At 66.2% G+C, this 24187-nt stretch carries 21 protein-coding genes and 2 tRNA genes; 20 read left to right on the top strand and 3 right to left on the bottom strand.

From position 1 onward, the window contains the following. Positions 1-28 precede the first annotated feature (28 nt). From FOC67_RS29210 to FOC67_RS29265, 12 genes are all read left to right on the top strand, one after another. Positions 29-1537, top strand: coding sequence for a bifunctional ADP-dependent NAD(P)H-hydrate dehydratase/NAD(P)H-hydrate epimerase (locus FOC67_RS29210; protein ID WP_009314350.1), 1509 nt, complete (start codon positions 29-31; stop codon positions 1535-1537). Then, on the top strand, positions 1525-1992 hold the full coding sequence (gene tsaE / locus FOC67_RS29215) for a tRNA (adenosine(37)-N6)-threonylcarbamoyltransferase complex ATPase subunit type 1 TsaE (RefSeq protein ID WP_003095664.1): 468 nt from the start codon (positions 1525-1527) through the stop codon (positions 1990-1992). The genes FOC67_RS29210 and tsaE overlap by 13 nt, the downstream gene beginning before the upstream one ends. Before the next feature lie 8 nt (positions 1993-2000). Beyond that, positions 2001-3428 carry an N-acetylmuramoyl-L-alanine amidase AmiB gene (gene amiB, locus FOC67_RS29220; RefSeq protein ID WP_003123571.1) on the top strand — a complete coding sequence of 476 codons (1428 nt, stop codon included), beginning with the start codon at positions 2001-2003 and terminating at the stop codon, positions 3426-3428. Continuing rightward, on the top strand, positions 3428-5329 hold the full coding sequence (gene mutL, locus FOC67_RS29225) for a DNA mismatch repair endonuclease MutL (RefSeq protein WP_009314349.1): 1902 nt from the start codon (positions 3428-3430) through the stop codon (positions 5327-5329). The genes amiB and mutL overlap by 1 nt, the downstream gene beginning before the upstream one ends. 57 nt (positions 5330-5386) lie before the next feature. Continuing rightward, positions 5387-6358 (top strand): tRNA (adenosine(37)-N6)-dimethylallyltransferase MiaA, encoded by a 972-nt coding sequence (miaA, locus tag FOC67_RS29230; protein WP_003109468.1) that lies wholly within the window; start codon positions 5387-5389, stop codon positions 6356-6358. 105 nt (positions 6359-6463) lie between these two features. After that, the gene (gene hfq / locus FOC67_RS29235; RefSeq protein WP_003095657.1) at positions 6464-6712 is read left to right on the top strand and encodes an RNA chaperone Hfq; all 249 of its coding nucleotides are present in this window, start codon (positions 6464-6466) and stop codon (positions 6710-6712) included. A 12-nt stretch (positions 6713-6724) separates the two neighbouring features. Beyond that, entirely contained in the window at positions 6725-8026 is a 1302-nt protein-coding gene (gene hflX, locus FOC67_RS29240) for a ribosome rescue GTPase HflX (protein WP_003095652.1), read from the top strand. Positions 8027-8120: 94 nt separating this feature from the next. Then, positions 8121-9323 (top strand): FtsH protease activity modulator HflK, encoded by a 1203-nt coding sequence (gene hflK / locus FOC67_RS29245; protein ID WP_003106427.1) that lies wholly within the window; start codon positions 8121-8123, stop codon positions 9321-9323. Beyond that, positions 9323-10192 carry a protease modulator HflC gene (gene hflC, locus FOC67_RS29250; protein WP_003106429.1) on the top strand — a complete coding sequence of 290 codons (870 nt, stop codon included), beginning with the start codon at positions 9323-9325 and terminating at the stop codon, positions 10190-10192. The genes hflK and hflC overlap by 1 nt, the downstream gene beginning before the upstream one ends. A gap of 95 nt (positions 10193-10287) precedes the next feature. Next, positions 10288-10473 carry a DUF2065 domain-containing protein gene (locus FOC67_RS29255; RefSeq protein WP_003095647.1) on the top strand — a complete coding sequence of 62 codons (186 nt, stop codon included), beginning with the start codon at positions 10288-10290 and terminating at the stop codon, positions 10471-10473. Between the two features lie 34 nt (positions 10474-10507). Next, entirely contained in the window at positions 10508-11692 is a 1185-nt protein-coding gene (locus FOC67_RS29260; RefSeq protein WP_003095644.1) for an ATP phosphoribosyltransferase regulatory subunit, read from the top strand. 51 nt (positions 11693-11743) lie between these two features. Further along, positions 11744-13036, top strand: a complete 1293-nt coding sequence (locus FOC67_RS29265; protein ID WP_003095642.1) for an adenylosuccinate synthase — start codon at positions 11744-11746, stop codon at positions 13034-13036. A 156-nt stretch (positions 13037-13192) separates the two neighbouring features. On the opposite strand, the gene FOC67_RS29270 is transcribed toward FOC67_RS29265, so the two are convergent. Beyond that, positions 13193-13279, bottom strand: a tRNA-Leu gene (locus tag FOC67_RS29270). A gap of 129 nt (positions 13280-13408) precedes the next feature. Beyond that, positions 13409-13495 (bottom strand) — tRNA-Leu (locus tag FOC67_RS29275). Positions 13496-13699: 204 nt separating this feature from the next. On the opposite strand from FOC67_RS29275, the gene rnr reads away from it, so the two are divergent. The 8 genes from rnr to alr all read left to right on the top strand — a co-directional run bounded on the left by rnr (position 13700) and on the right by alr (position 22096). Next, positions 13700-16417: a ribonuclease R gene (gene rnr, locus FOC67_RS29280; protein WP_009314346.1), complete on the top strand. Its 2718-nt coding sequence runs from the start codon at positions 13700-13702 to the stop codon at positions 16415-16417. Then, entirely contained in the window at positions 16414-17160 is a 747-nt protein-coding gene (rlmB, locus tag FOC67_RS29285; protein ID WP_003141712.1) for a 23S rRNA (guanosine(2251)-2'-O)-methyltransferase RlmB, read from the top strand. The genes rnr and rlmB overlap by 4 nt, the downstream gene beginning before the upstream one ends. Before the next feature lie 214 nt (positions 17161-17374). Further along, positions 17375-17794, top strand: a complete 420-nt coding sequence (gene rpsF, locus FOC67_RS29290) for a 30S ribosomal protein S6 (protein WP_003095636.1) — start codon at positions 17375-17377, stop codon at positions 17792-17794. A gap of 29 nt (positions 17795-17823) precedes the next feature. Further along, positions 17824-18054 carry a 30S ribosomal protein S18 gene (gene rpsR / locus FOC67_RS29295; protein WP_003095634.1) on the top strand — a complete coding sequence of 77 codons (231 nt, stop codon included), beginning with the start codon at positions 17824-17826 and terminating at the stop codon, positions 18052-18054. Positions 18055-18090: 36 nt separating this feature from the next. Next, entirely contained in the window at positions 18091-18960 is an 870-nt protein-coding gene (locus FOC67_RS29300) for a hypothetical protein (protein WP_003095630.1), read from the top strand. Positions 18961-18981: 21 nt separating this feature from the next. Then, positions 18982-19428 carry a 50S ribosomal protein L9 gene (rplI, locus tag FOC67_RS29305; RefSeq protein ID WP_003095627.1) on the top strand — a complete coding sequence of 149 codons (447 nt, stop codon included), beginning with the start codon at positions 18982-18984 and terminating at the stop codon, positions 19426-19428. Between the two features lie 128 nt (positions 19429-19556). Then, positions 19557-20951 carry a replicative DNA helicase gene (gene dnaB / locus FOC67_RS29310; protein WP_003095622.1) on the top strand — a complete coding sequence of 465 codons (1395 nt, stop codon included), beginning with the start codon at positions 19557-19559 and terminating at the stop codon, positions 20949-20951. 68 nt (positions 20952-21019) lie between these two features. After that, positions 21020-22096, top strand: coding sequence for an alanine racemase (alr, locus tag FOC67_RS29315; protein ID WP_009314345.1), 1077 nt, complete (start codon positions 21020-21022; stop codon positions 22094-22096). Between the two features lies 1 nt (position 22097). Here the strand turns inward: alr and FOC67_RS29320 are convergent, their stop codons facing one another. Further along, the gene (locus FOC67_RS29320; RefSeq protein WP_009314344.1) at positions 22098-23999 is read right to left on the bottom strand and encodes a diguanylate cyclase; all 1902 of its coding nucleotides are present in this window, start codon (positions 23997-23999) and stop codon (positions 22098-22100) included. Positions 24000-24187 lie beyond the last annotated feature (188 nt).

Genomic DNA, 24187 nt, shown 5'->3' on the forward strand with positions numbered 1-24187 from the left:
ACTGCGCGCCTGACGCCGAATCGATCCGATGACCATGACCTTCCAGCACGACGACCTGCCACTCGCCCTCTATTCCGCCGCCCAGGTGCGCGACCTGGATGCGCGCCTGATCGCTGCCGGCACGCCGGGCTTCGAACTCATGCAGCGCGCCGCCCACGCCGCCTGGCGTGCCTTGCGCCGCCGTTGGCCGGAGGCCGCGGCGCTGACGGTGCTCGCCGGGCACGGCAACAATGCCGGCGACGGCTACCTGATCGCGGCGCTGGCGCAACGTGCGGGTTGGCGAGTGCGGGTGCTGGCGGTCGCGGCGCCGCAGCGGCTTGCCGGCGACGCGGCGCAGGCGCATGCCGCCGCGCTGGCGACCGGGGTCGTGGTGGAGCCCTGGAGCGAGTGCGCCGTGCTCGAGGGCGTAGTAGTGGATGCATTGCTCGGCACCGGCCTGGCAGGTGCCGTGCGCGAGCCCTTTGCGCAGGCCATCCGCCTGGCCAACGCCGCCGACCTGCCGGTGCTGGCGGTGGATATTCCTTCCGGCTTGAGCGCCGACACCGGCGCGGTATTGGGGGAAGCGATCAGGGCGGATCTGACAGTGACTTTCATCGGCCTGAAGATCGGGCTGTTCACTGGCGAGGCGCCGGCACGGGTCGGCGAGCTGGTGTTCGACGAACTCGGCAGCGACGCCGTCGTGCTGCAAGCGCTCCAGCCCCGGGCCCGCCGCCTGGCGCGAAATGCCCTGCCGAGGCTGGCAGCGCGGCCGCGGACCGCACACAAGGGGCTGTTCGGCCACCTGCTGGTGGTCGGCGGCGACACCGGCATGGGCGGGGCCGTGCTACTGGCCGCGGAAAGCGCCCTGCGCTGCGGCGCCGGGCTGGTCTCGGCGGCGACCCGCGTCGAACATGTGCCGGCGTTGCTGAGCCGTTGTCCCGAGGTCATGGCCCATGGCGTGGCGTCGGCGAACCAACTGCTGGCCCTTGCCGAACGCGCCAGCGTGCTGGTGCTCGGTCCCGGGCTTGGCCAGCGCGCCTGGGGTCGCAGCCTGCTGAGCGCTGTCCGGTCGCGACCGTTGCCGCAGGTCTGGGATGCCGACGCGTTGAACCTGCTGGCCCTGGAACCGGTCGGAGCAGGGCCGCAGACATGGATTCTGACGCCGCATCCCGGCGAGGCCGCGCGCCTGTTGGGTCGCTCGACCGCCGAGGTGCAGGCGGATCGTCCGGCGGCGGCGCTGGAACTGGCGCGTCGCTACCAGGCGGTGGTGGTGCTGAAGGGCGCCGGCAGCCTGGTCGCCGCGCCCGACGGACGACTCGCCGTCTGTTCCCAGGGGCATCCGGCGATGGCCGGCGCCGGCCTGGGTGACGTGCTGTCGGGCATCACCGGTGCCTTGCTGGCCCAGCGCGTGGAGGCGTTCGAGGCGGCCTGCCTGGCTGTCTGGCTGCATGCCGCCGCCGGTGAGCGGCTCGGCGCCCAGGGTCGCGGGCTGGCGGCGACCGATCTCATACCTACCGTTCGTCAGTTGCTCGAGGAGTGCAGTCCGTGTCTGAAGTGATCCTGTCCGCCGAAGGGGAAGACGCGATGCTCGAACTGGGCGGGCGCATCGCCCGGGTCAGCGGGGGGCAGGGGGTGATCTACCTGCATGGCGACCTCGGCGCCGGCAAGACCACCCTCTCGCGCGGCATCCTGCGCGGCCTCGGCCATGCCGGCTCGGTGAAAAGCCCGACCTTTACCCTGGTCGAGCCTTACGAAATCGGCGAGCTGCGCGCCTACCATTTCGACCTGTACCGGCTCGCCGATGCGGAGGAATTGGAGTTCTTCGGCATCCGCGACTATTTCGACGGCAGCGCACTCTGTCTGATCGAGTGGCCCGAGCGCGGTGCGGGCGTTTTGCCAACCGCCGATCTGGACATTACCATTACTGCCCAAGCGGGTGGACGGACACTGCGCCTGGTACCGCACGGTGCGCGGGGCGAAGCCTGGTGTGCCACCCTGACCATGGGAGCATGAGAAAAACGATGGGTTGGGGCTTGCGTCTGCGGACGTTGTTGACTGGGGTGATGATTCTGCTGGCCTGCCAGGTCGGCGAGGTTCTGGCCGCCGCGCAAATCAAGAGCGTGCGGATCTGGCGCGCTCCGGACAACACCCGTCTGGTCTTCGATCTCTCCGGTCCGGTGCAGCACAGCCTGTTCACCCTGGCCGCACCCAACCGTATCGTCATCGACGTCAGCGGCGCCCAGCTGGCGACCCAGCTCAACGGTCTCAAGCTCGGCAACACCCCGATCACCGCGGTGCGCTCTGCCCAGCGCACGCCCAACGACCTGCGCATGGTCCTCGACCTGTCGGCGCAGGTCACCCCGAAAAGTTTCGTCCTGCCGCCCAACCAGCAATACGGCAACCGCCTGGTGGTCGATCTCTACGACCAGGGCGCCGACCTGACCCCGGACGTACCCGCGACGCCGACCCCGAGCGTGCCGGTCACTCCGGTGACGCCGACCCAGCCGGTGGCCAAGCTGCCGCTGCCGACCAAGGGCGGTACCCGCGATATCGTCATCGCCATCGACGCCGGCCACGGCGGTGAAGACCCTGGCGCCCTTGGCCCGGGCGGGTTGCACGAGAAGAACATCACCCTGTCGATCGCTCGCGAGCTGCAACGCCAGATCAACCAGGTGCGCGGTTACCGGGCCGAGCTGACCCGTACCGGCGACTATTTCATCCCGCTGCGCAAGCGCACCGAGATCGCCCGCAAGAAGGGCGCCGACCTGTTCGTCTCGATCCATGCCGACGCCGCGCCGAGCCGCAGCGCCTTCGGTGCCTCGGTGTTCGCCCTGTCCGACCGCGGCGCCACTTCGGAAACCGCGCGCTGGCTGGCCGACAGCGAGAACCGTTCCGACCTGATCGGCGGCGATGGCAGCGTCAGCCTCGGCGACAAGGACCAGATGCTCGCCGGCGTGCTGCTCGACCTGTCGATGACCGCCACCCTCTCGTCGAGCCTGGACGTCGGCCACAAGGTGCTGACCAATGTCGGTCGCATCACTTCGCTGCACAAGCGTCGTGTCGAGCAGGCCGGGTTCATGGTGCTGAAGTCGCCGGACATCCCGTCGATCCTGGTGGAAACCGGCTTCATCTCGAACGTCAACGAGTCGCGCAAGCTGGCCAGCGCCAGCCATCAGCAGGCTTTGGCGCGTTCGATCACCAGCGGCATCCGCCAGTATTTCCAGCAGAGCCCGCCGCCCGGCACCTACATCGCCTCTTTGCGCGCCCAGGGCAAGCTCTCCATGGGGCCGCGCGAGCACGTGGTGCGGCCCGGAGAGACCCTGGCGATGATCGCCCAGCGCTATGAAGTGAGCATGGCCGCGCTGCGCAGCAGCAACAGCCTGTCCAGCGACAACCTGAAAGTCGGCCAGGCCCTGTCCATCCCGAGCACCGCCCTGGCGGCCCAGTGATGAGTGAAGCACCGCGTATCCAGCTGCTGAGTCCGCGGCTGGCGAACCAGATCGCCGCCGGTGAGGTGGTCGAGCGTCCCGCCTCGGTGGCCAAGGAGCTCCTGGAAAACAGCCTTGACGCCGGTTCCCGGCGCATCGACGTGGAGGTCGAGCAGGGCGGCATCAAGTTGCTGCGAGTGCGCGACGACGGTCGCGGCATCCCCGCCGACGACCTGCCGCTGGCCCTGGCTCGCCACGCCACCAGCAAGATCCGCGAGCTGGAAGACCTGGAGCGGGTGATGAGCCTCGGCTTCCGTGGCGAGGCGCTGGCCTCGATCAGCTCGGTAGCGCGCCTGACCATGACCTCGCGCACCGCCGACGCCGGCGAAGCCTGGCAGGTGGAAACCGAGGGCCGCGACATGCAGCCGCGGGTACAGCCGGCGGCGCACCCGGTGGGGACCAGCGTCGAGGTTCGCGACCTGTTCTTCAACACCCCGGCGCGGCGCAAGTTCCTGCGTGCCGAGAAGACCGAGTTCGACCATCTGCAGGAGGTCATCAAGCGCCTGGCGCTGGCCCGCTTCGACGTGGCTTTCCACCTGCGCCACAACGGCAAGACCATCTTCGCCCTGCACGAGGCGCGAGACGAGCTGGCCCGCGCGCGCCGGGTCGGCGCGGTGTGCGGCCAGGCATTCCTCGAGCAGGCGTTGCCGATCGAGGTCGAGCGCAACGGCCTGCACCTGTGGGGCTGGGTCGGCTTGCCGACCTTCTCCCGCAGCCAGCCGGACCTGCAGTACTTCTATGTGAACGGGCGCATGGTGCGCGACAAGCTGGTCGCCCACGCGGTGCGCCAGGCTTATCGCGACGTGCTGTACAACGGCCGGCATCCGACCTTCGTGCTGTTCTTCGAAGTCGATCCGGCGGTGGTGGACGTCAACGTGCACCCGACCAAGCACGAAGTTCGCTTCCGTGACAGCCGGATGGTCCATGACTTCCTCTATGGCACCTTGCATCGTGCGCTGGGCGAGGTCCGTCCCGACGACCAGCTCGCGCCGCCCGGGGCGACCAGCCTGACCGAGCCGCGACCGACCGGCGCTGCCGCCGGCGAGTTCGGCCCGCAGGGCGAGATGCGCCTGGCCGAGAGCGTGCTGGAGAGTCCGGCGGCACGGGTGGGCTGGAGTGGCGGCTCGTCGGTCTCCGGCGGCTCCTCCGGCTATTCCGCCTACACCCGGCCGGAAGCGCCGCCTTCTCTGGCCGAGGCCGGTGGCGCCTACAAGGCCTACTTCGCGCCGTTACCCGCGGGCGAGGCGCCAGCCGCGTTGCCCGAGAGCGCCCAGGACATCCCGCCGCTGGGTTACGCCCTGGCGCAGCTCAAGGGCATCTACATCCTCGCCGAGAACGCCCACGGCCTGGTGCTGGTGGACATGCACGCGGCCCACGAACGGATCACCTACGAGCGCCTCAAGGTGGCGATGGCCAGCGAAGGCTTGCGTGGGCAGCCGTTGCTGGTGCCGGAGTCGATCGCGGTCAGCGAGCGCGAGGCGGATTGCGCGGAAGAGCATTCCAGCTGGTTCCAGCGCCTGGGCTTCGAGCTGCAGCGCCTGGGGCCGGAAAGCCTGGCGATCCGGCAGATCCCTGCGCTGCTCAAGCAGGCGGAGGCGACCCAGTTGGTGCGCGATGTCATCGCCGACCTGCTGGAGTACGGCACCAGCGACCGTATCCAGGCACACCTGAACGAGTTGCTCGGCACCATGGCCTGCCATGGCGCGGTGCGCGCCAACCGGCGCCTGACCCTGCCGGAAATGAACGCCCTGTTGCGCGACATGGAAATCACCGAACGCAGCGGCCAGTGCAACCATGGGCGTCCGACCTGGACCCAGTTGGGCCTGGACGAGCTGGACAAGCTCTTCCTGCGCGGACGCTGAGCCTTGCAGCTTCGGGCGCAAAGCCCGAAGCTATGCGCTTTGTCCAAGAGCTTTCCGATGTCTTCCCTGCCTCCCGCCATCTTTCTCATGGGGCCGACCGCCGCCGGCAAGACCGACCTGGCGATGGCGCTGGCCGATGTGCTGCCCTGCGAGCTGATCAGCGTCGACTCGGCGCTGATCTACCGCGGCATGGATATCGGTACGGCCAAGCCTTCCCGGGAGCTGCTGGCGCGCTATCCGCACCGCCTGATCGATATCCGCGACCCGGCGGAGAGCTATTCGGCCGCGGAATTCCGCGCCGACGCCCTGGCGGCGATGGCCGAGGCCACCGCGCGCGGCAGGATTCCCCTGCTGGTGGGGGGCACCATGCTCTATTACAAGGCGTTGCTCGAGGGCCTGGCCGACATGCCCGGCGCCGATCCCGAGGTGCGCGCGGCGATCGAGGCCGAGGCCCTGGCCGAAGGTTGGGAGGCGCTGCACCGGCAACTCGCCGAGGTCGACCCGGAGTCGGCTGCGCGCATCCACCCCAACGACCCGCAGCGACTGATGCGGGCGCTCGAGGTGTATCGCCTCGGCGGGGTGTCGATGAGCGACCTGCGTCGCCGGCAAAGCGCTGAAAAGGCGGATTTTGACGCGTCAGGCAGGAATCAATTGCCGTATACTGTCGCTCAGCTGGCGATTGCTCCCGAGCAGCGCCAGGTGTTGCACGCGCGGATTGCGCAGCGTTTTCGCCAGATGCTGGAACAGGGTTTCATCGCCGAGGTCGAAGCACTGCATGCCAGAAGTGACTTGCATGCAGGATTACCGTCTATTAGAGCCGTGGGTTACCGTCAGGTGTGGGATTACCTGGATGGCAAGCTGTCCTACGCTGAAATGACCGAACGCGGCATCATCGCTACCCGCCAGTTGGCCAAGCGCCAGTTCACCTGGCTGCGAAGCTGGAGCCATCTACACTGGATGGACAGCCTAGCAGGTGACAATCTGCCGCGTGCCTTGAAATACCTGAAAACGGTCTCCATATTGGCCTGAGACCTTAATTTGTCCGTCTGTTTCCGGAGCGAGACCGGAGTTTGGACGGCGCCAAGTCACCCTATTCGACTACTTCAAACTACGATCCTTAAAGGAGTGCGGCACATGTCAAAAGGGCATTCGCTACAAGACCCTTACCTCAATACCCTGCGGAAAGAACGCGTCCCGGTTTCCATCTATCTGGTCAACGGCATCAAGCTGCAAGGCCAGATCGAGTCCTTCGACCAGTTTGTCATCCTGCTGAAGAACACCGTCAGCCAGATGGTTTACAAGCACGCGATCTCCACCGTGGTACCGAGCCGTCCGGTGCGTCTGCCGAGCGGTGACCAGCCGGCCGAGCCGGGCAACGCTTGACGGGAGTCCGCTTTGTTCTTTGAGCGCCCAGGTGGTGGGGAACAGGCTGTTCTGGTGCATCTGGAAGGGCAGAACCCCGAGGCGCGTGAAGACCCGCAGGAGTTCCAGGAGCTGGTGCGTTCGGCCGGCGCGGAAACGGTGGCATTCGTCAGCGTCTCCCGCCACCAGCCGAGCGCCAAATATCTTATCGGCAGTGGCAAGGTCGAGGAGTTGCACGACCTGGTCAAGGCCGAAAACGTCGAGCTGGTGATTTTCAACCACACCTTGACGCCCAGCCAGGAGCGCAACCTCGAGCGAGCGTTCGAGTGCCGCGTACTCGACCGGACCGGGCTGATCCTCGACATCTTCGCCCAGCGCGCACGTACCCACGAAGGCAAGTTGCAGGTGGAACTGGCGCAACTGGAGCACATGAGCACGCGGCTGGTACGCGGCTGGACCCACCTCGAACGGCAGAAAGGCGGTATCGGCCTGCGCGGTCCGGGCGAGACCCAGCTGGAAACCGACCGACGCCTGCTGCGCGTGCGCATCCGCCAGATCAAGCAGCGCCTGGAGAAGGTCCGCAGCCAGCGCGAGCAGGCTCGACGCGGGCGCAAGCGCGCGGATATCCCGGCGGTCTCCCTGGTCGGCTATACCAACGCCGGCAAATCGACCCTGTTCAATGCGCTCACCGCCTCCGAGGTGTATGCCGCCAACCAGTTGTTCGCCACCCTCGACCCCACCCTGCGTCGCCTGCAACTGGACGATCTCGGGCCGGTGGTGCTGGCCGACACGGTGGGCTTCATCCGTCACCTGCCGCACAAGCTGGTGGAGGCCTTCCGCGCTACGCTGGAAGAGTCGAGCAACGCCGACCTCCTGCTGCACGTGATCGACGCCTACGAGCCCGAACGGGATGCGCAGGTCGAGCAGGTGCTGGCGGTGCTCGGCGAGATCGGCGCCAACGAATTGCCGATGCTCGAGGTCTATAACAAGGTCGACCTGCTACCCTCGGTCGAGCCGCACATCCAGCGCGACGACTCCGGCAAGCCGGTGCGCGTCTGGCTGTCGGCGCAGACCGGCGAAGGCCTCGACCTGTTGCGCCAGGCCATCGCCGAGCTGCTCGGCGAGGACCTCTTCGTCGGGACCTTGCGCCTGCCCCAGCGGCTCGGGCGCCTGCGCGCCCAGTTGTTCGAACTGGGCGCGGTGCAGTCCGAGGCGCACGATGAGGAAGGTTGTACCCTGCTGCAGGTGCGCCTGCCGCGGGCCGAGTTGAACCGCCTGGCGAGCCGCGCTGGCTGGCAGCCGGCGGAGTTCGTTGCGCAACACACTTTGCAATAAAGCCCGTATCGCTGCTTTTGGCAGCGGGCAGGGCATTCGGTAGCATGGGTGGCCGCGCCGCAGGCGCGTTTCGCGTTACTAGATGGAGAGCGCTATGGCTTGGAACGAGCCGGGTGACAACTCGAACAACAACGATCGAGACCCGTGGGGAGGCCGCCGCGGTGGTGGTGGCGGCGGTGGTGACCGCAAGGGGCCGCCCGACCTGGATGAGGCTTTCCGCAAGCTTCAGGACAGCCTGAACGGGCTGTTCGGTGGAAAAAAACGCAGTGGCAACGGTTCCGGCTCCGGTTCCGGCGGCAAGGGCGGTGGCCTGGGCCTGTTCGGCATCGGCCTGGCGATCCTCGCCGTGCTCTGGCTGTACAACGCCATCTATGTGGTGGACGAGCAGGAGCAGGCGGTCATCCTGCGCTTCGGCAAGTATTACGAGACGGTCGGTCCCGGCCTGAACTTCTACTTCCCGCCGATCGACAAGCGCTTCCAGGAGAACGTCACCCGCGAGCGTGCGTACAGCAAGCAGGGGCAGATGCTCACCGAGGACGAGAACATCGTCGAAGTGCCGCTGACCGTGCAGTACAAGATCAGCAACCTGCAGGACTTCGTGCTCAACGTCGACCAGCCCGAGGTCAGCCTGCAGCAGGCGACCGAGAGCGCGCTGCGGCATGTCGCCGGCTCCACCACCATGGACCGGATCCTCACCGAAGGCCGCGAGCAGATGGCGACCGAGGTGCGCGAGCGCCTGCAACGCTTCCTGGATACCTACAGGACCGGTATCACCGTGACCCAGGTGAACATCCAGAGCGCCCAGGCCCCGCGTGAGGTGCAGGAAGCGTTCGACGACGTGATCCGGGCCCGCGAGGACGAGCAGCGCGAGAAGAACCAGGCCGAAGCCTATGCCAACGGCGTGGTGCCGGAGGCGCGTGGCCAGGCTCAGCGCATCATCGAAGAAGCCAACGGTTACCGCGACGAGGTGATTTCGCGCGCCCAGGGTGAGGCGGATCGCTTCTCCAAGCTGCTGGTGGAATATCGCAAGGCTCCGGAAGTGACGCGCGAGCGTCTGTACCTGGACACCATGCAGGAAGTCTTCAGCCAGACCAGCAAGGTGCTGGTGACCGGTCAGCAAGGGCAGAACAACCTGCTCTACCTGCCGCTGGACAAGATGATCGATGGTCGTAACGCCGCGCCCGCTACGGGTGCCGGTGCTTCCGCCGGTGGTGGCAGCGCCAGCGCTTCCGACCTGGGGTCGCGGATCGTCAACGACCTGCGCCAGCAAGACGCGCGTACGAGGGAGAGCCGCTGATGGGCAACAAGTCTTTGATCGCTCTGATCGTCGGTGTCGTCGCCGCCATCGTCCTGTGGAACAGCGTCTACGTAGTCCAGCAGACCGAGCGCGCGGTCATGTTGCGCTTCGGCCGGGTGGTCGAGTCCGACGTCAAGCCGGGCCTGCACTTCAAGATCCCGTACGTCAACCAGGTGCGCAAGTTCGACGCTCGCCTGCTGACCCTGGATGCCCCGACCCAGCGCTTCCTGACCCTGGAAAAGAAAGCGGTGATGGTGGATGCCTATGCCAAGTGGCGGGTGGCGGATGCCGAGCGCTTCTATACCGCTACCTCGGGCCTCAAGCAGATCGCCGACGAACGCCTGTCGCGGCGTCTCGAAGCGGGTCTGCGCGACCAGTTCGGCAAGCGTACCCTGCATGAAGTGGTATCGGGCGAGCGCGACGCGCTGATGGGCGACATCACCGCTTCGCTGAACCGCATGGCGCAGAAGGAGCTGGGTATCGAGGTGATCGACGTGCGGGTCAAGGCCATCGACCTGCCGAAGGAAGTCAATCGCAGCGTCTTCGAGCGGATGAGCACCGAGCGTGAGCGCGAGGCCCGCGAGCACCGCGCCAAGGGTCGCGAACTGGCCGAAGGCATTCGTGCCGACGCCGATCGCCAGCGCCGGGTAATCGTTGCCGAAGCCTACCGCGAGTCGGAAGAGACCCGCGGTGACGGCGACTCCAAGGCTGCCGCGATCTACGCCAAGGCCTACAACCAGGATCCGGAGTTCTATTCCTTCTACCGTAGCCTGAAGGCGTATCGCGAAAGCTTCGCCGAGAAGCGCGACGTACTGGTGCTCGATCCGAGCAGCGAGTTCTTCCGCTATCTGAACAAGGCCAACAAGTAATACTCGGTTCTCCGGCGGGCGGCAGCGCCCGCCGGAGAAATCGTGTTATGATGAGCCAGCCGGGAAATCCCGGCTTTTTTGCGTCCGCGAGAATCATGTGGCAGGAATTCGGCATCGCTTTTTGTCTCGTGCTGGTGCTGGAAGGCATCCTGCCGTTCCTGTGTCCGCGACAATGGCGCGAGGCGGTCACCGGCATCGGCCGGCTGAGCGACCGTCACCTGCGTCTCGTGGGGCTGGGCAGCATGCTGCTCGGCACCCTGCTTCTTTACTGGATTCACTGATGATGTGCCGCCCGGCTGAAAGGGGAGAGGCGAAATGGCAACGGTAGACCGCTGGCTGCTGCCAGATGGGATCGAAGAGGTGCTGCCCCCGGAGGCGGCGCGCATCGAAGCAGCCCGCCGTCAGGTGCTGGATCTGTTCCACCGCTGGGGTTACGAGTTCGTCGTGACCCCGCATATCGAATACCTGGAGTCGCTGCTCACCGGCGCGGGACAGGATCTTGACCTGCGCACCTTCAAGGTGACCGACCCGGCGTCCGGCCGGCTCATGGGTTTCCGTGCCGACATTACGCCGCAAGTGGCGCGGATGGATGCGCACAGCCTGCGCCGCGAGGGACCGAGCCGCCTGTGCTATGCCGGCAGCGTGCTGCATGCGCAGCCGCGCGCGCTGTCCACTTCGCGTAGTCCGATCCAGCTGGGCGCCGAGCTGTACGGCGATCCGAGCCCTGCCAGCGATGTCGAGGTGATCAGCCTGATGCTGGAAATGCTCGAGATGGCGGAAGTGCCGGACGTGCACATGGACCTCGGCCATGTCGGTATCTACCGCGGCCTGGCGCGCGCGGCAGGGCTGTCCGGCGAAGTCGAGCAGCAGTTGTTCGATGCCTTGCAGCGCAAGGCGGTGGACGAGGTCGAGGCGCTGACTGCAGACCTGCCTGCCGAGCTGCGCGGCATGTTGCGTGCGCTGGCCGAGCTATGCGGCGGCCGCGATGCGCTGGAGCAGGGCCGTGCCCGTCTGGCGGCGGCGCCGGCCGATGTCCAGGTGGCGCTGAACGAGCTGATCGAGATCGCCGATTCGCTGGCTGGACGTTTCCCCGGCTTGCCGCTGTATTTCGACCTCGGCGAGCTGCGTGGCTATCACTATCACACCGGCGTGGTGTTTGCGGCCTTCGTGCCCGGCGTTGGCCAGTCCATCGCCCAGGGCGGTCGCTATGATGATATCGGTGCCGATTTCGGGCGCGCCCGCCCGGCCACCGGTTTCTCCACCGATCTGAAAAGCCTGGTCACTCTCGGCCAGGCCCGGTTGGACCAGGCCGTATCGGGTATCTGGGCGCCGGCCGAAGGGGCCGGGCTCTGGCAGGCGGTGCAACGACTGCGCCGCGACGGGCAGCGTGTCGTCCAGGCTCTGCCCGGGCAGGATGCGGCTTCTGCGCGCGAGGCGGGCTGCGACCGGCAGCTGGCGCTGCGCGATGGCAATTGGCAGGTGGCGCCGCTGGCGTCCTGAGATTCCGCCGGCCGCGGCCGGCATCGAACTTCCACGATGGGGACAAGTGTTATGGGTAAGAATGTCGTAGTCCTGGGCACCCAATGGGGTGATGAGGGCAAGGGCAAGATCGTCGACCTGCTCACCGAGCAGGCGGCTGCCGTAGTTCGCTACCAGGGTGGTCACAACGCTGGCCACACCCTGGTGATCGATGGCGAGAAAACCGTCCTGCACCTGATTCCATCGGGCATCCTGCGCGAAGGCGTGCAGTGCCTGATCGGCAATGGCGTGGTGCTGGCGCCGGATGCGCTGCTGCGCGAAATCACCAAGCTGGAAGAGAAGGGCGTGCCGGTGCGCGAGCGCCTGCGCATCAGTCCTTCCTGTCCGCTGATCCTGTCCTATCACGTCGCCCTCGACCAGGCGCGCGAGAAGGCCCGCGGCGAAGCCAAGATCGGCACCACCGGTCGTGGCATCGGCCCGGCATACGAGGACAAGGTGGCGCGTCGCGGCCTGCGCGTCGGCGACCTGTTCCACCGCGAGCGCTTCGCCGCCAAGCTGGGCGAGCTGCTGGACTACCATAACTTCGTCCTGCAGCACTACTACAAGGAGCCGGCCATCGACTTCCAGAAGACCCTGGACGAGGCGATGGAGTATGCCGAGCTGCTCAAGCCGATGATGGCCGATGTCGCTGCGACCCTGCACGACCTGCGCAAGCACGGCAAGGACATCATGTTCGAAGGCGCCCAGGGATCGCTGCTGGACATCGACCATGGCACCTATCCCTACGTGACCAGTTCCAACACCACCGCTGGCGGTACCGCCACCGGTTCCGGCTTCGGCCCGCTGTACCTGGACTACGTACTGGGTATCACCAAGGCCTATACCACTCGCGTCGGCTCCGGTCCGTTCCCGACCGAGCTGTTCGACGACGTCGGCGCCTACCTGGCCAAGCGCGGCCACGAGTTCGGCGCCACCACCGGTCGCGCTCGTCGCTGCGGCTGGTTCGATGCCGTGATCCTGCGCCGCGCCATCGAGATTAACAGCATCTCCGGCCTGTGCCTGACCAAGCTCGACGTGCTCGATGGTCTGGACGTGGTGCGCCTGTGCGTCGGCTACAAGAATGCCGATGGCGATGTGCTGGAAGCGCCGACCGATGCCGACAGCTACATCGGCCTGCAGCCGGTCTACGAGGAAATGCCCGGCTGGAGCGAGTCGACCGTGGGTGCGAAGACCCTGGAAGAGTTGCCGGCCAACGCCCGCGCCTACATCAAGCGCGTGGAGGAACTGGTGGGTGCGCCGATCGATATCATCTCCACCGGTCCGGACCGCAACGAAACCATCATCCTGCGCCATCCATTCGCCTGAGGCGGATAGCGGGGCGGTGACGGAACGGGCTGCGCATGCGGCCCGTTTTCATTTCCGGGGTCGGCGCCGCGGCGAGCGGGGGAAGGTGGCGTGGCTCGAAGGGAAAAATCGCGGACAACAAAAAGCCGAGCGATGCTCGGCTGTTTGTCTTGAAGATGGTGCCCAGGAGAAGACTCGAACTTCCACGGTGTTGCCACCGCTAGGACCTGAACCTAGTGCGTCTACCAATTCCGCCACCTGGGCATGCTTTTCAGCATTGTGCGATGATCGCTCATCGACTTGGGTGTTGCAAACCTTGTCGCAGTTTCAATGCCTGGTAGTGGCTGAACTGCTGAAACAAAAACGGTCTAATGTCCGGCTTTGTCTGAAATATGGTGCCCAGGAGAAGACTCGAACTTCCACGGTGTTGCCACCGCTAGGACCTGAACCTAGTGCGTCTACCAATTCCGCCACCTGGGCACTGGAGTCGATGATCGCTCATCGTTTCCGTGTTACAACGTCTCAGCAACGTTGTGGGCGCGAACTATACGAGTACGTATTCTGCTTGTAAACCCCTGATGCGATAAAAATTATTCTGCTGCCGAAGCTGACCGACGAAGCGTTTTCGCGCTTCAATAGAGCAATGGCAGCAAACGCTAAAGAAGAAAAGGTGACCTACCTCTAATGGCCGATTGGCAAAACCTCGATCCCGAGGCCGCTCGCGAAGCGGAAAAGTACGAAAACCCCATCCCCAGCCGGGAACTGATCCTGGCTCACCTATCCGAGCGAGGCGCTCCGGCGACTCGCTCCCAGTTGCTCGACGAGTTCGGGCTCGCCGGCGAGGAGCCGGAAGAGGCCTTGCGTCGTCGCCTGCGCGCCATGGAGCGCGACGGGCAGCTTATCTATACGCGTCGTGGCGCCTACGCGCCGGTGGACAAGCTGGACCTGATCCGCGGCCGCATCAGCGGGCACCGCGATGGCTTCGGCTTCCTGATCCCCGACGATGGCAGCGACGACCTGTTCCTCAGCCCCACCCAGATGCGCCTGGTGTTCGACGGCGACCGCGCCCTGGCCCGGGTGTCCGGCCATGACCGGCGCGGACGCCGCGAAGGCCAGCTGGTCGAGGTGATCGAGCGGGCCCACGAGATCGTGGTCGGCCGCTACTTCGAGGAAAGCGGCATCGGCGTGGTGGTCGCGGACAACCCGAAGATCCAGCAGGAAGTCCTGATCCCGCCGGGCAAGGCCGGCAAGGCCAGGCACAACCAGTTCGTCCAGGTGCGCATCGAGCAATGGCCGAGCATCCACCGCCAGGCCCAGGGCGAGATCGTCGAGGTGCTCGGCGACTACATGGCGCCGGGGATGGAGATCGAAGTCGCCCTGCGCAGCTACGATATCCCCCACGTCTGGCCGGCCGCGGTGGAGAAGGAAGCGGCCAAGCTCAAGCCGGAAGTGGCGGAGAAGGATAAGGAAAAGCGTGTCGACCTGCGCCAGGTGCCCTTCGTCACCATCGACGGCGAGGATGCCCGCGACTTCGACGACGCGGTGTACGCCGAGGCCAAGCGCGGCGGCGGCTGGCGCCTGTTCGTGGCGATCGCCGATGTCTCGCACTACGTGAAGGTCGGTTCGGCGCTGGACGAAGAGGCGGCCAGGCGCGGCAACTCGGTGTATTTCCCCGAGCGGGTGATCCCGATGCTGCCGGAGGTGCTGTCCAATGGTCTCTGCTCGCTGAATCCGCTGGTCGACCGGCTGGCCATGGTCTGCGAGATGACCCTGTCCAAGGCCGGCAAGCTGACCGGCTATCAGTTCTACGAAGCGGTGATCCACTCCCATGCGCGCCTGACCTACACCAAGGTCAGCCAGTTGCTCGAGCATCCCGACAGCGTCGAGGCCGAGAACCTGCGCCAGCAGTTGCCCGGCGTGGTGCCGCACCTGCAGCAGTTGTATGCGCTGTATAAAGCGCTGCTGGCCGGCCGCCATGTCCGCGGCGCGATCGATTTCGAGACCCAGGAAACCCGCATCGTCTTCGGCGCCGACCGGAAGATCTCGGAAATCCGCCCGACCCAGCGCAACGATGCGCACCGCCTGATCGAAGAGTGCATGCTCTGCGCCAACGTGGCGACCGCACGCTTCCTGCAGAAGCACGCCATTCCGGCGTTGTACCGGGTGCATGACGGCCCGCCGCAGGAGAAGCTCAACAACCTGCGCCAGTTCCTCGGCGAGCTGGGGTTGAGCCTCGGCCGCGGCAAGGCCGCGCCGACCCCGGGCGACTACCAGGAGTTGCTGGAGAAGATCCACGACCGCGCCGACTTCCGCCTGATCCAGACGGTCATGCTGCGTTCGCTCAGCCAGGCGGTGTACAGCCCGGACAACAATGGCCACTTCGGCCTCAACTACGACGCCTACACCCACTTCACCTCGCCGATCCGGCGCTACCCGGACCTGCTGGTGCACCGTGCGATCCGCAGTGTGATCCGCTCCAAGGCGGAGACTCCGCACGTGCAGCGGGCCGGCGCGGCGAGCATGCCCAAGGCGCGCATCTATCCGTACGACGAATTGCGCCTGGACCAGTTGGGCGAGCAGTGCTCGATGACCGAGCGGCGTGCCGACGAGGCCACCCGCGACGTGACCAACTGGCTGAAGTGCGAATACATGCGCGAGCGGGTCGGCGAGACCTTCCCTGGCGTAATCACCGCGGTCACCGGTTTCGGTCTGTTCGTCGAGCTGACCGACATCTTCGTCGAAGGCCTGGTCCATGTGACCGCGCTGCCCGGCGACTACTATCATTTCGACGCCGTGCACCATCGCCTCAGCGGCGAGCGCACCGGGCGCAGCTTCCGTCTCGGCGACACCACGGAAGTGGTAGTGGCGCGGGTCGACCTGGACGAGCGGAAGATCGATTTCGAGCTGGCCGGAAACGTGCTGAGCGCGCCGATCGGACGCAAGAAGCGCAACGGCGACAAGTCGGCGAACGCCGGCAAGGCGCCGAAGGGGCGCAAGGGCGCATCCGTGCCCGAGGTCGACCTGGAGCCGGCGCTGGCCAGTCCCGACGCCGCGGTGGTGCCGCGGCGCAAGGCCGGCAAGGTGCAGGCGCTGCCGCCGGTCGCGCCGGAGCTGCTGGCGCAGGCCGCGGAGATGCTCGGCAACACCGACGTGCGCAAGAGTCGCGAGGTGAAGCAGGCGCTGCTCGCCGAGGCGCGCGTCGGCGGCGGCAAGGACAAGGGCGGGAAGAAGGGCAAGGTCGTTCCTGCGGGCAAGAGCGCGAAGGGCAAGGCCAAGGGCGGCAAGCCCGCCACTGCCGCCAAGCCGGGAAAGCCGACCAAGCATCGCAAGGGGCCTTCCAAGCCGAAGGCCGACAACGCTCCGGCCGCCACCGGGGCGCGCAAACGTAAGGCCAAGTCATGAGTCAGTGGGAAAAGGTCTACGGCGTGCATGCCGTGGAAGCGTTGTTGCGTCATCACCCGAAGCGGGTCAAGCAGTTGTGGCTGGCCGAGGGGCGGCATGATCCGCGGGTCCAGGTGCTCACCGAGCTGGCAGCCGGGTTCCGTATTCCGGTAGGGCAGCGCGACCGGCGCGAACTCGACGAGTGGGCGGAAGGCGTCCACCAGGGCGTGGTCGCGGAAGTCAGCCCCAGCCAGGTCTGGGGCGAAAACATGCTCGAGGAACTGCTCGAGCGGAGCGAGGGCGTGCCGCTGCTGCTGGCCCTGGATGGCGTCACCGATCCGCACAACCTCGGCGCCTGCCTGCGTACCGCCGATGCGGCGGGGGTGCAGGCGGTGATCGTGCCCAAGGACAAGTCCGCGACCCTCAACGCCACCGTGCGCAAGGTCGCTTGCGGCGCCGCCGAGGTGATCCCGCTGGTGGCGGTGACCAACCTCGCGCGCACCCTGGAAAAGCTCCAGCAGCGCGGCCTGTGGGTGGTCGGCACCGCTGGCGAGGCGGACAAGACCCTCTACCAGCTCGACCTCACGGGGCCGACCGTACTGGTGATGGGCGCGGAAGGCAAGGGCATGCGCCGGCTGACCCGCGAGCACTGCGACTTCCTCGCCAGGTTGCCGATGGCCGGCAGCGTCAGCAGCCTGAACGTCTCGGTCGCCACCGGCGTCTGCCTGTTCGAGATCCTCCGCCAGCGCACCCCGCTGGAGTGAGCGCGTGCGGGGCCGCCGCGGCGCGGCCCCGCGCCATTCCATCCGCTGTACAAATATTCGCCAATCTTCCTTGCTTCGCCGGTTGCCCTTCTCTAGAATGTCGCCCCTTGCCGCGCGGGCAGGCGTTCGTTCGCCTCTCCACCAGGCAAGCCAAGAAAACATTCACTCCTTGCCTGACCGTTCTGCGGCAGGCTGCAACCCGTAAGGAGCATTTATGCGTCATTACGAAATCGTGTTCCTGGTTCACCCGGACCAGAGCGAACAAGTCGGTGGCATGGTCGAGCGTTACACAAAGGCCATCGAAGAAGACGGCGGCAAGATCCACCGTCTGGAAGACTGGGGCCGTCGTCAGCTGGCCTACGCCATCAACAACGTGCACAAGGCCCACTACGTTCTGATGAACGTCGAGTGCAGCGCCAAGGCCCTGGCTGAGCTGGAAGACAACTTCCGTTACAACGATGCCGTGATCCGTAACCTGGTCATGCGTCGCGACGAAGCTGTCACCGAGCAGTCCGAGATGCTCAAGGCTGAAGAAAGCCGCAACGAGCGTCGCGAGCGTCGTGAGCGTCCGAACGATAACGCTGAAGGCGCCGATGGCGACGACAACAGCGATAGCGATAACGCTGACGAGTAATTCCGGACCAGTATTGAGGAGCCAATCACATGGCACGTTTCTTCCGTCGTCGTAAGTTCTGCCGCTTCACCGCCGAAGGCGTGAAAGAGATCGATTACAAGGATCTCAACACCCTGAAGGCCTACGTTTCCGAAACCGGCAAGATCGTTCCGAGCCGTATCACCGGCACCAAGGCCAAGTACCAGCGTCAGCTGGCGACCGCTATCAAGCGCGCCCGCTACCTGGCCCTGCTTCCTTACACCGACAGCCACGGCCGTTGAGATCGGGCAGTCGAACGCTGGTAAGGGATAGATCGCATGCGCGCACTGGCTGAGTTCACCATGCGCGGCCGCATGCAGGCCACGCTCGCCGTGGCAGGCTCCGCGGTTGTTCCACTGTTGTTCTGGCTGAGTGCCGCCGCCGGTAGCCTGGTGCTGCTGCGGCGCGGATTCGGCGACGCCTTCGGCGTCCTGGCCTGGGCGGTGCTACCGGCGATGTTCTGGTGGTACCTGGGCGATCCGAGCATCCTTCTGGTCCTGCTCGGTACCCTGACGCTGGCGCAGATCCTGCGCGCCAGTACGTCCTGGAGCCATGTGCTGCTGGGCAGTGTTGCAGTTGGCGTGGTATTCGCGCTGGTGCTGGGGCATACCTCCAGCGAGCTGATCGGCGCCCTGGCGACGGAAGTCACCAAGGTCCTGACCCAGCTTCGCGGGGAGTCCCAGCTGTCGGGCGAAGAGCTGGACAAGTTGCAGGTGGCGCTGGTGCCGACCCTGACCGGGGTCATGGCTTCCTCGCTGCAGGTGACCTGCCTGCTCTGCCTGATGCTCGCGCGGTACTGGCAGGCTTCGCTGTACAACCCGGGCGGCTTCGGCCGCGAATTCCGGAGTTTGCGGCTGGCGCCGGCGGTTGCCGTGATCCTGCTGCTGGGGGCCGTCGTGGTCCCGGCGCTGGAAGTGCAGGCCGCGGTGCTCGGCCCGTTGTGCAGCGTGCCGCTGATCATCGCCGGCGTGGCGCTCGGGCATGGCCTGATCGCCCTGAAGCGCCTCGCGGGTGGTTGGCTGGTGGGCCTGTACCTGGCTGTATTGCTGCTGGGGAACCTGATCTGTCTTTTAGCGGTTGTCGACAGTCTGTTTGATTTTCGTGGACGCCTGGCCCGGCGCCAGGGTTCCACGAACGGTGAAGGTTAAAAGTTAAGAGGTAAGACTCAAATGGAAGTCATCCTGCTGGAAAAAGTCGCCAACCTGGGCAACCTGGGCGACAAGGTGAACATCAAGGGCGGTTACGCCCGTAACTTCCTGCTGCCGCAGGGCAAGGCCACCGTCGCCACCGCCGAGAACGTCGCTGCGTTCGAAGCCCGCCGCGCCGAGCTGGAAAAGGCTGCCGCCGAGAAGAAGGCCGCTGCCGAAGCCCGTGCTGCCCAGCTCTCCGAGCTGGTGGTAACCCTCGGCGCCCACGCTGGCGACGAAGGCAAGCTGTTCGGTTCGATCGGCACCCGCGACATCGCCGAAGCCGTTTCCGCTGCCGGTTACCCGCTGGAAAAAGCCGAAGTTCGCCTGCCCAACGGCGCGCTGCGCAACACCGGTGAGTTCGACGTCGCCGTGCACCTGCACACCGACGTGGAAACCACTCTGAAGCTGATCATCGTCGCTGAGTAAGCGATCCGATCGGTAGGGCTGGGCGGGCATATGCGTGTCCGCGGCAGTCCGCTAACATCGGGCACGGTACCGGCAACGGCACCGTGCCCGTTGTTTTTTCCGCTGTTCCTTTTTCTTGCGTCGAGTCTATGAACGAGATCACCAGCCCCGAGCAATACGACCTGGAAACCACAGCCCTGAAGGTGCCGCCGCACTCGATCGAGGCCGAGCAGGCCGTGCTGGGTGGCCTGATGCTGGACAACAACGCCTGGGAGCGGGTGTCGGACTCGGTGTCCGACGGCGATTTCTACCGCCATGACCATCGCCTGATCTTCCGCGCCATCTACAAGCTGGCCGAGGCCAACCAGCCGATCGACGTGGTGACCCTCTCCGAGCAGTTGGAGAAGGAAGGACAACTGGCCCAGGTCGGCGGCCTGGCCTATCTCGGCGAACTGGCGAAGAACATTCCGTCGGTCGCCAACATCAAGGCCTACGCGCAGATCATCCGCGAGCGCGCCACCCTGCGCCAACTGATCGGCATCAGCAACGAGATCGCCGACAGCGCCTTCCACCCGGAAGGGCGCGGCGCCAACGAGATCCTCGACGAGGCCGAGCGGAAGATCTTCGAGATCGCCGAAGCGCGACCGAAGACCGGCGGGCCGGTGGGGATCAGCGATATCCTGGTCAAGACCATCGACCGCATCGACTACCTGTTCAACACCAGCGAGGCGCTGACCGGGGTGTCCACCGGTTTCACCGACCTCGACGAGAAGACCAGCGGCCTGCAGCCGGCCGACCTGATCATCGTCGCCGGGCGTCCGTCGATGGGTAAGACCACCTTCGCCATGAACCTGGTCGAGAATGCGGTGATGCGCACCGACAAGGCCGTGTTGGTGTACTCCCTGGAGATGCCCTCCGACTCGATCGTGATGCGTATGCTCTCGTCGCTCGGTCGCATCGATCAGACCAAGGTCCGTTCCGGCAAGCTCGACGACGAGGATTGGCCGCGCCTGACCTCGGCGATCAACCTGCTCAACGACAAGAAGCTGTTCATCGACGACACCGCCGGCATCAGCCCCTCGGAAATGCGTGCGCGGACCCGTCGCCTGGTGCGCGAGCACGGCGACCTGGCGCTGATCATGATCGACTACCTGCAGCTGATGCAGATACCCGGCTCCAGCGGCGACAACCGGACCAACGAGATTTCCGAGATCTCCCGCTCGCTGAAGGCCCTGGCGAAGGAATTCAACTGCCCGGTGATCGCCCTGTCGCAGCTCAACCGCTCCCTGGAGCAGCGACCCAACAAGCGCCCGGTGAACTCCGACTTGCGCGAATCCGGGGCGATCGAGCAGGACGCCGACGTGATCATGTTCGTCTACCGCGACGAGGTGTACCACCCGGAGACCGAGTTCAAGGGCGTCGCCGAAATCATCATCGGCAAGCAGCGTAACGGTCCGATCGGCACGGTGCGCCTGGCCTTCATCGGCAAATACACGCGCTTCGAGAACCTTGCCGCCGGCATGTACAACTTCGAGGACGAATGACCCGGCTTGGGTCTTGCCCGGCGGGCGCCTTACCATAGGCACCCGTTTCAGTTGCAGGACCCGATGCCATGCGTCCCCTCGTTGCCACCGTCGACCTTTCCGCCATTCGCCACAACTATGCCCTGGCCAAGCGCTGCGCGCCGCAGCGCCAGGCGTTCGCGGTGGTCAAGGCGAACGCCTATGGCCACGGTGCGCGCGAAGTGGTTACCGCGTTGCACGACGATGCCGATGGCTTCGCCGTGGCCTGCCTGGAGGAGGCCGCGGAAGTCCGCGCCTTGCACGCCAGCGCGCGCATCCTGTTGCTGGAAGGCTGCTTCGAGGCGAGCGAATACGCCCTCGCCGGGCAATTGCGCCTGGACCTGGTGATCCAGGGCGCGGAACAGGGCGAGGCGTTCCTCGCCGCCGGCCTGGATATTCCACTCAACGTCTGGCTCAAGCTCGACTCCGGCATGCACCGCCTGGGCTTCGATCCTGCCGCGCTGCGCGCCTGGCATGCGCGCCTGCGCAGCCATCCCGGTGTGCGCGAGCTGAACCTGATCAGCCATTTCGCCTGCGCCGACGAACGCAACCATCCGCTCACCGAACAGCAGCTGGAGAGTTTCCTCGGCCTGCTCGACCTGGACTTCGACCAGCGCAGCCTGGCCAATTCGGCGGCGGTGCTGACCATCCCGGCCGCCCACATGGACTGGCTGCGGCCGGGAATCATGCTCTACGGGTCGACCCCGCTGGCCGACCTCAGTGCTGCCGAACTGGGCCTGAAGCCGGCCATGAGCCTGGGCGCGCAGTTGATTTCACTGCGCGAGGTGGCCGTGGGTGAGAGCGTCGGCTACGGCGCCACCTGGATCGCCGAGCGGCCGGCGCGGATCGGCACGGTCAGTTGCGGCTACGCCGACGGCTATCCGCGTACCGCGCCAGCCGGGACTCCGGTACTGGTCGGGGGACGCCGCGCGACCCTGGCCGGGCGGGTCTCGATGGACATGCTGGCGGTCGACCTCTCCGACCTGCCGGAGGCTCGCGTTGGCGACCCGGTGGAGTTGTGGGGCGCCGGGTTGTCGGTGGACGAGGTCGCCCGTGCCTGCGGCACCCTTGGCTACGAGCTTCTGAGCAAGGTCACGGCTCGGGTTCCGCGACGCTACAGCCACTGATTCAGGAGATACGCTCCGGTGCCAGGGCGGTCGGCCAGGGGAGCGCCGGCGCGGTCTCGCGTTCATCGTCGGCAGCCATCGCATAGCCGGCGCGCCCGGCGCCCTTGACCCGGTACAGCGCCTGGTCGGCGGCCTTGTAGAGTTTGCCGAACTGCAGGGCGTCGCCGGGAAACAGGGCGACGCCGATGCTCGGTGTGATCACCAGCCACTGCTTGGCGAACTCCACCGGTTTCGCCAGTTCTCGCAGCAGGCGTTCGGCGATGTCGCGGGCATGCTGCTCGGCATTCGACCCGCCGACCAGCACGGCGAATTCGTCGCCGCCGAGGCGCGCCACGCAATCCTCGGTGCGCACGCAATGGCGCAGCCGCTGGGCCACGTTCTGCAGGACGAAGTCGCCGGCATCGTGGCCATGGGTATCGTTGATCGGCTTGAAGTGATCCAGATCGATCAGCAGCAGCGCCATGCTGTTGCCGTGGCGGCGCGCGTCGTCCAGGGCGCTTTCGGCGAACTCCATCAGGTGCCTGCGGTTGCCAAGCCCGGTCAGCGGGTCGTGATGGGCGGCGTACTGCAGTTGCGCTTCGCGCATCTGCAACTGGCGATTGGCCTCGCTCAACTCGTTGGTACGGACTTCCACGGCGCGTGCCAGGTCGCGCTGGGCGCTGTGCAGCAGGGCCAGGCGCGCGTTCTTTTCCTGGTCGGCCTGGTCCAGGGCCAGGGCCCTTTCCTGCTTCAGATCCTGGATGCGCGAGGCGAGCGCCAGGGAGAACAGCAGGGCCTCCAGGGTCAGCGCCAGCGGGAAGACCATGGCGTTGGCCGAGGTCGGCTGGACCAGCGCGGTGGCGCGCATCACGCCAAGGCTGACGCTGCCGAGCACCAGGCCGAAGCCGACCAGGTACAGGCGCGCCGTGGCCGAACCCTGGCGCCAGCGCTGCACTGCCAGGCCGATGGCGATCGGCAGGTTGGCCAGCAGGGTCAGCGCCAGCACGCCGGCCGCCTGCCAGCGCCAGCCGGCGGCGTTGAACGCCAGGCAGGCAAGGAACAGCAGGCAACAGGCGTTCAGCAGGTGATGGGCCCAGCGTGCGTGCTGCCGGCTTTGCAGCAGGTTCTGGCTGAAGCGGATCACGCAGATGCCCCAGATCGCCAGCAGCGCCAGGCGGTCAAGCCACCAGGGCACCGCCCGCTCGGGCCAGAAATACTCGAAACCATGGCCGCTGATGCTCAGGGTCAGCACCAGCGCGCTGGCAGCGGTCAGCACGTACCAGAAATAGGCGCGATCGCGCAGGCTGGTGAAGAGGAACAGGTTGTACAGCAGCAGGGCGAGGATCAGCCCGTAGGCCATGCCGAACAGCAGGTTGCCCTGGCTGCGGTATTCCAGCAGTTCGTCGTGGCTCCAGAGCCTCAGCGGAAAGGCGTTGCCGCCGGGATCGTAGCTGCGCAGGTAGACGCGCAACGGCCCATCGCCGGGAGGGAGCTGGAACAGCGGATGACGATAGGCGTGGTCGCGGCCCTCGGCGAAGGGCACCGCTTCGCCGCTGCGATGTTCGCGGAACCCGCCGCGCTCGTCGGGGAGGTACAGGCGCAGGTCGTGCAGGCTGGCGCTGGCGACTTCCAGCCACCAGCCGCCGGATACCGCCTCGCGTCTCGGCAGGTCGAGGCGCAGCCACCAGACGCTGCGACTGAGGCCGACGCTGGTGCGGCCGGCGGCGGCGACGAAGCGGCCGGCCTGCTCCGTTTGTTCGAGGTCCTCCACCGCCAGGTTGCCATCGGGGTCTTCGAGCAGGTCCAGCGAGCCGTTCAACCAGGCGCCGCTGGCCGGGGGCGCTGGAAACTCCGGCGCGGCGCGCGAAACGGCGCTGGCCAGTAGCAGGAAGATGACCGCGAGCAGGGCAAGAGGATGGCGCACGATGACTCTCCCGGGGGCCTGCCTTAGAGGCCGGGTGAGATGACGATGAATGGAGTATAGAAAGAAGGTGGCGAAATGATGGCATTTTTTCGAAGCCGGCCGACGGCAGGCAATACCCAGTGAAAACGTCGGAATTGCTCATTTTTTGTGCTATATTCCGCGCCCGCGTTTTCGCGACCCCCTATTCC

Origin of the sequence: Pseudomonas sp. FDAARGOS_761 (genome assembly GCF_013343155.1) — a bacterium.
GTDB lineage: Bacteria > Pseudomonadota > Gammaproteobacteria > Pseudomonadales > Pseudomonadaceae > Pseudomonas > Pseudomonas aeruginosa.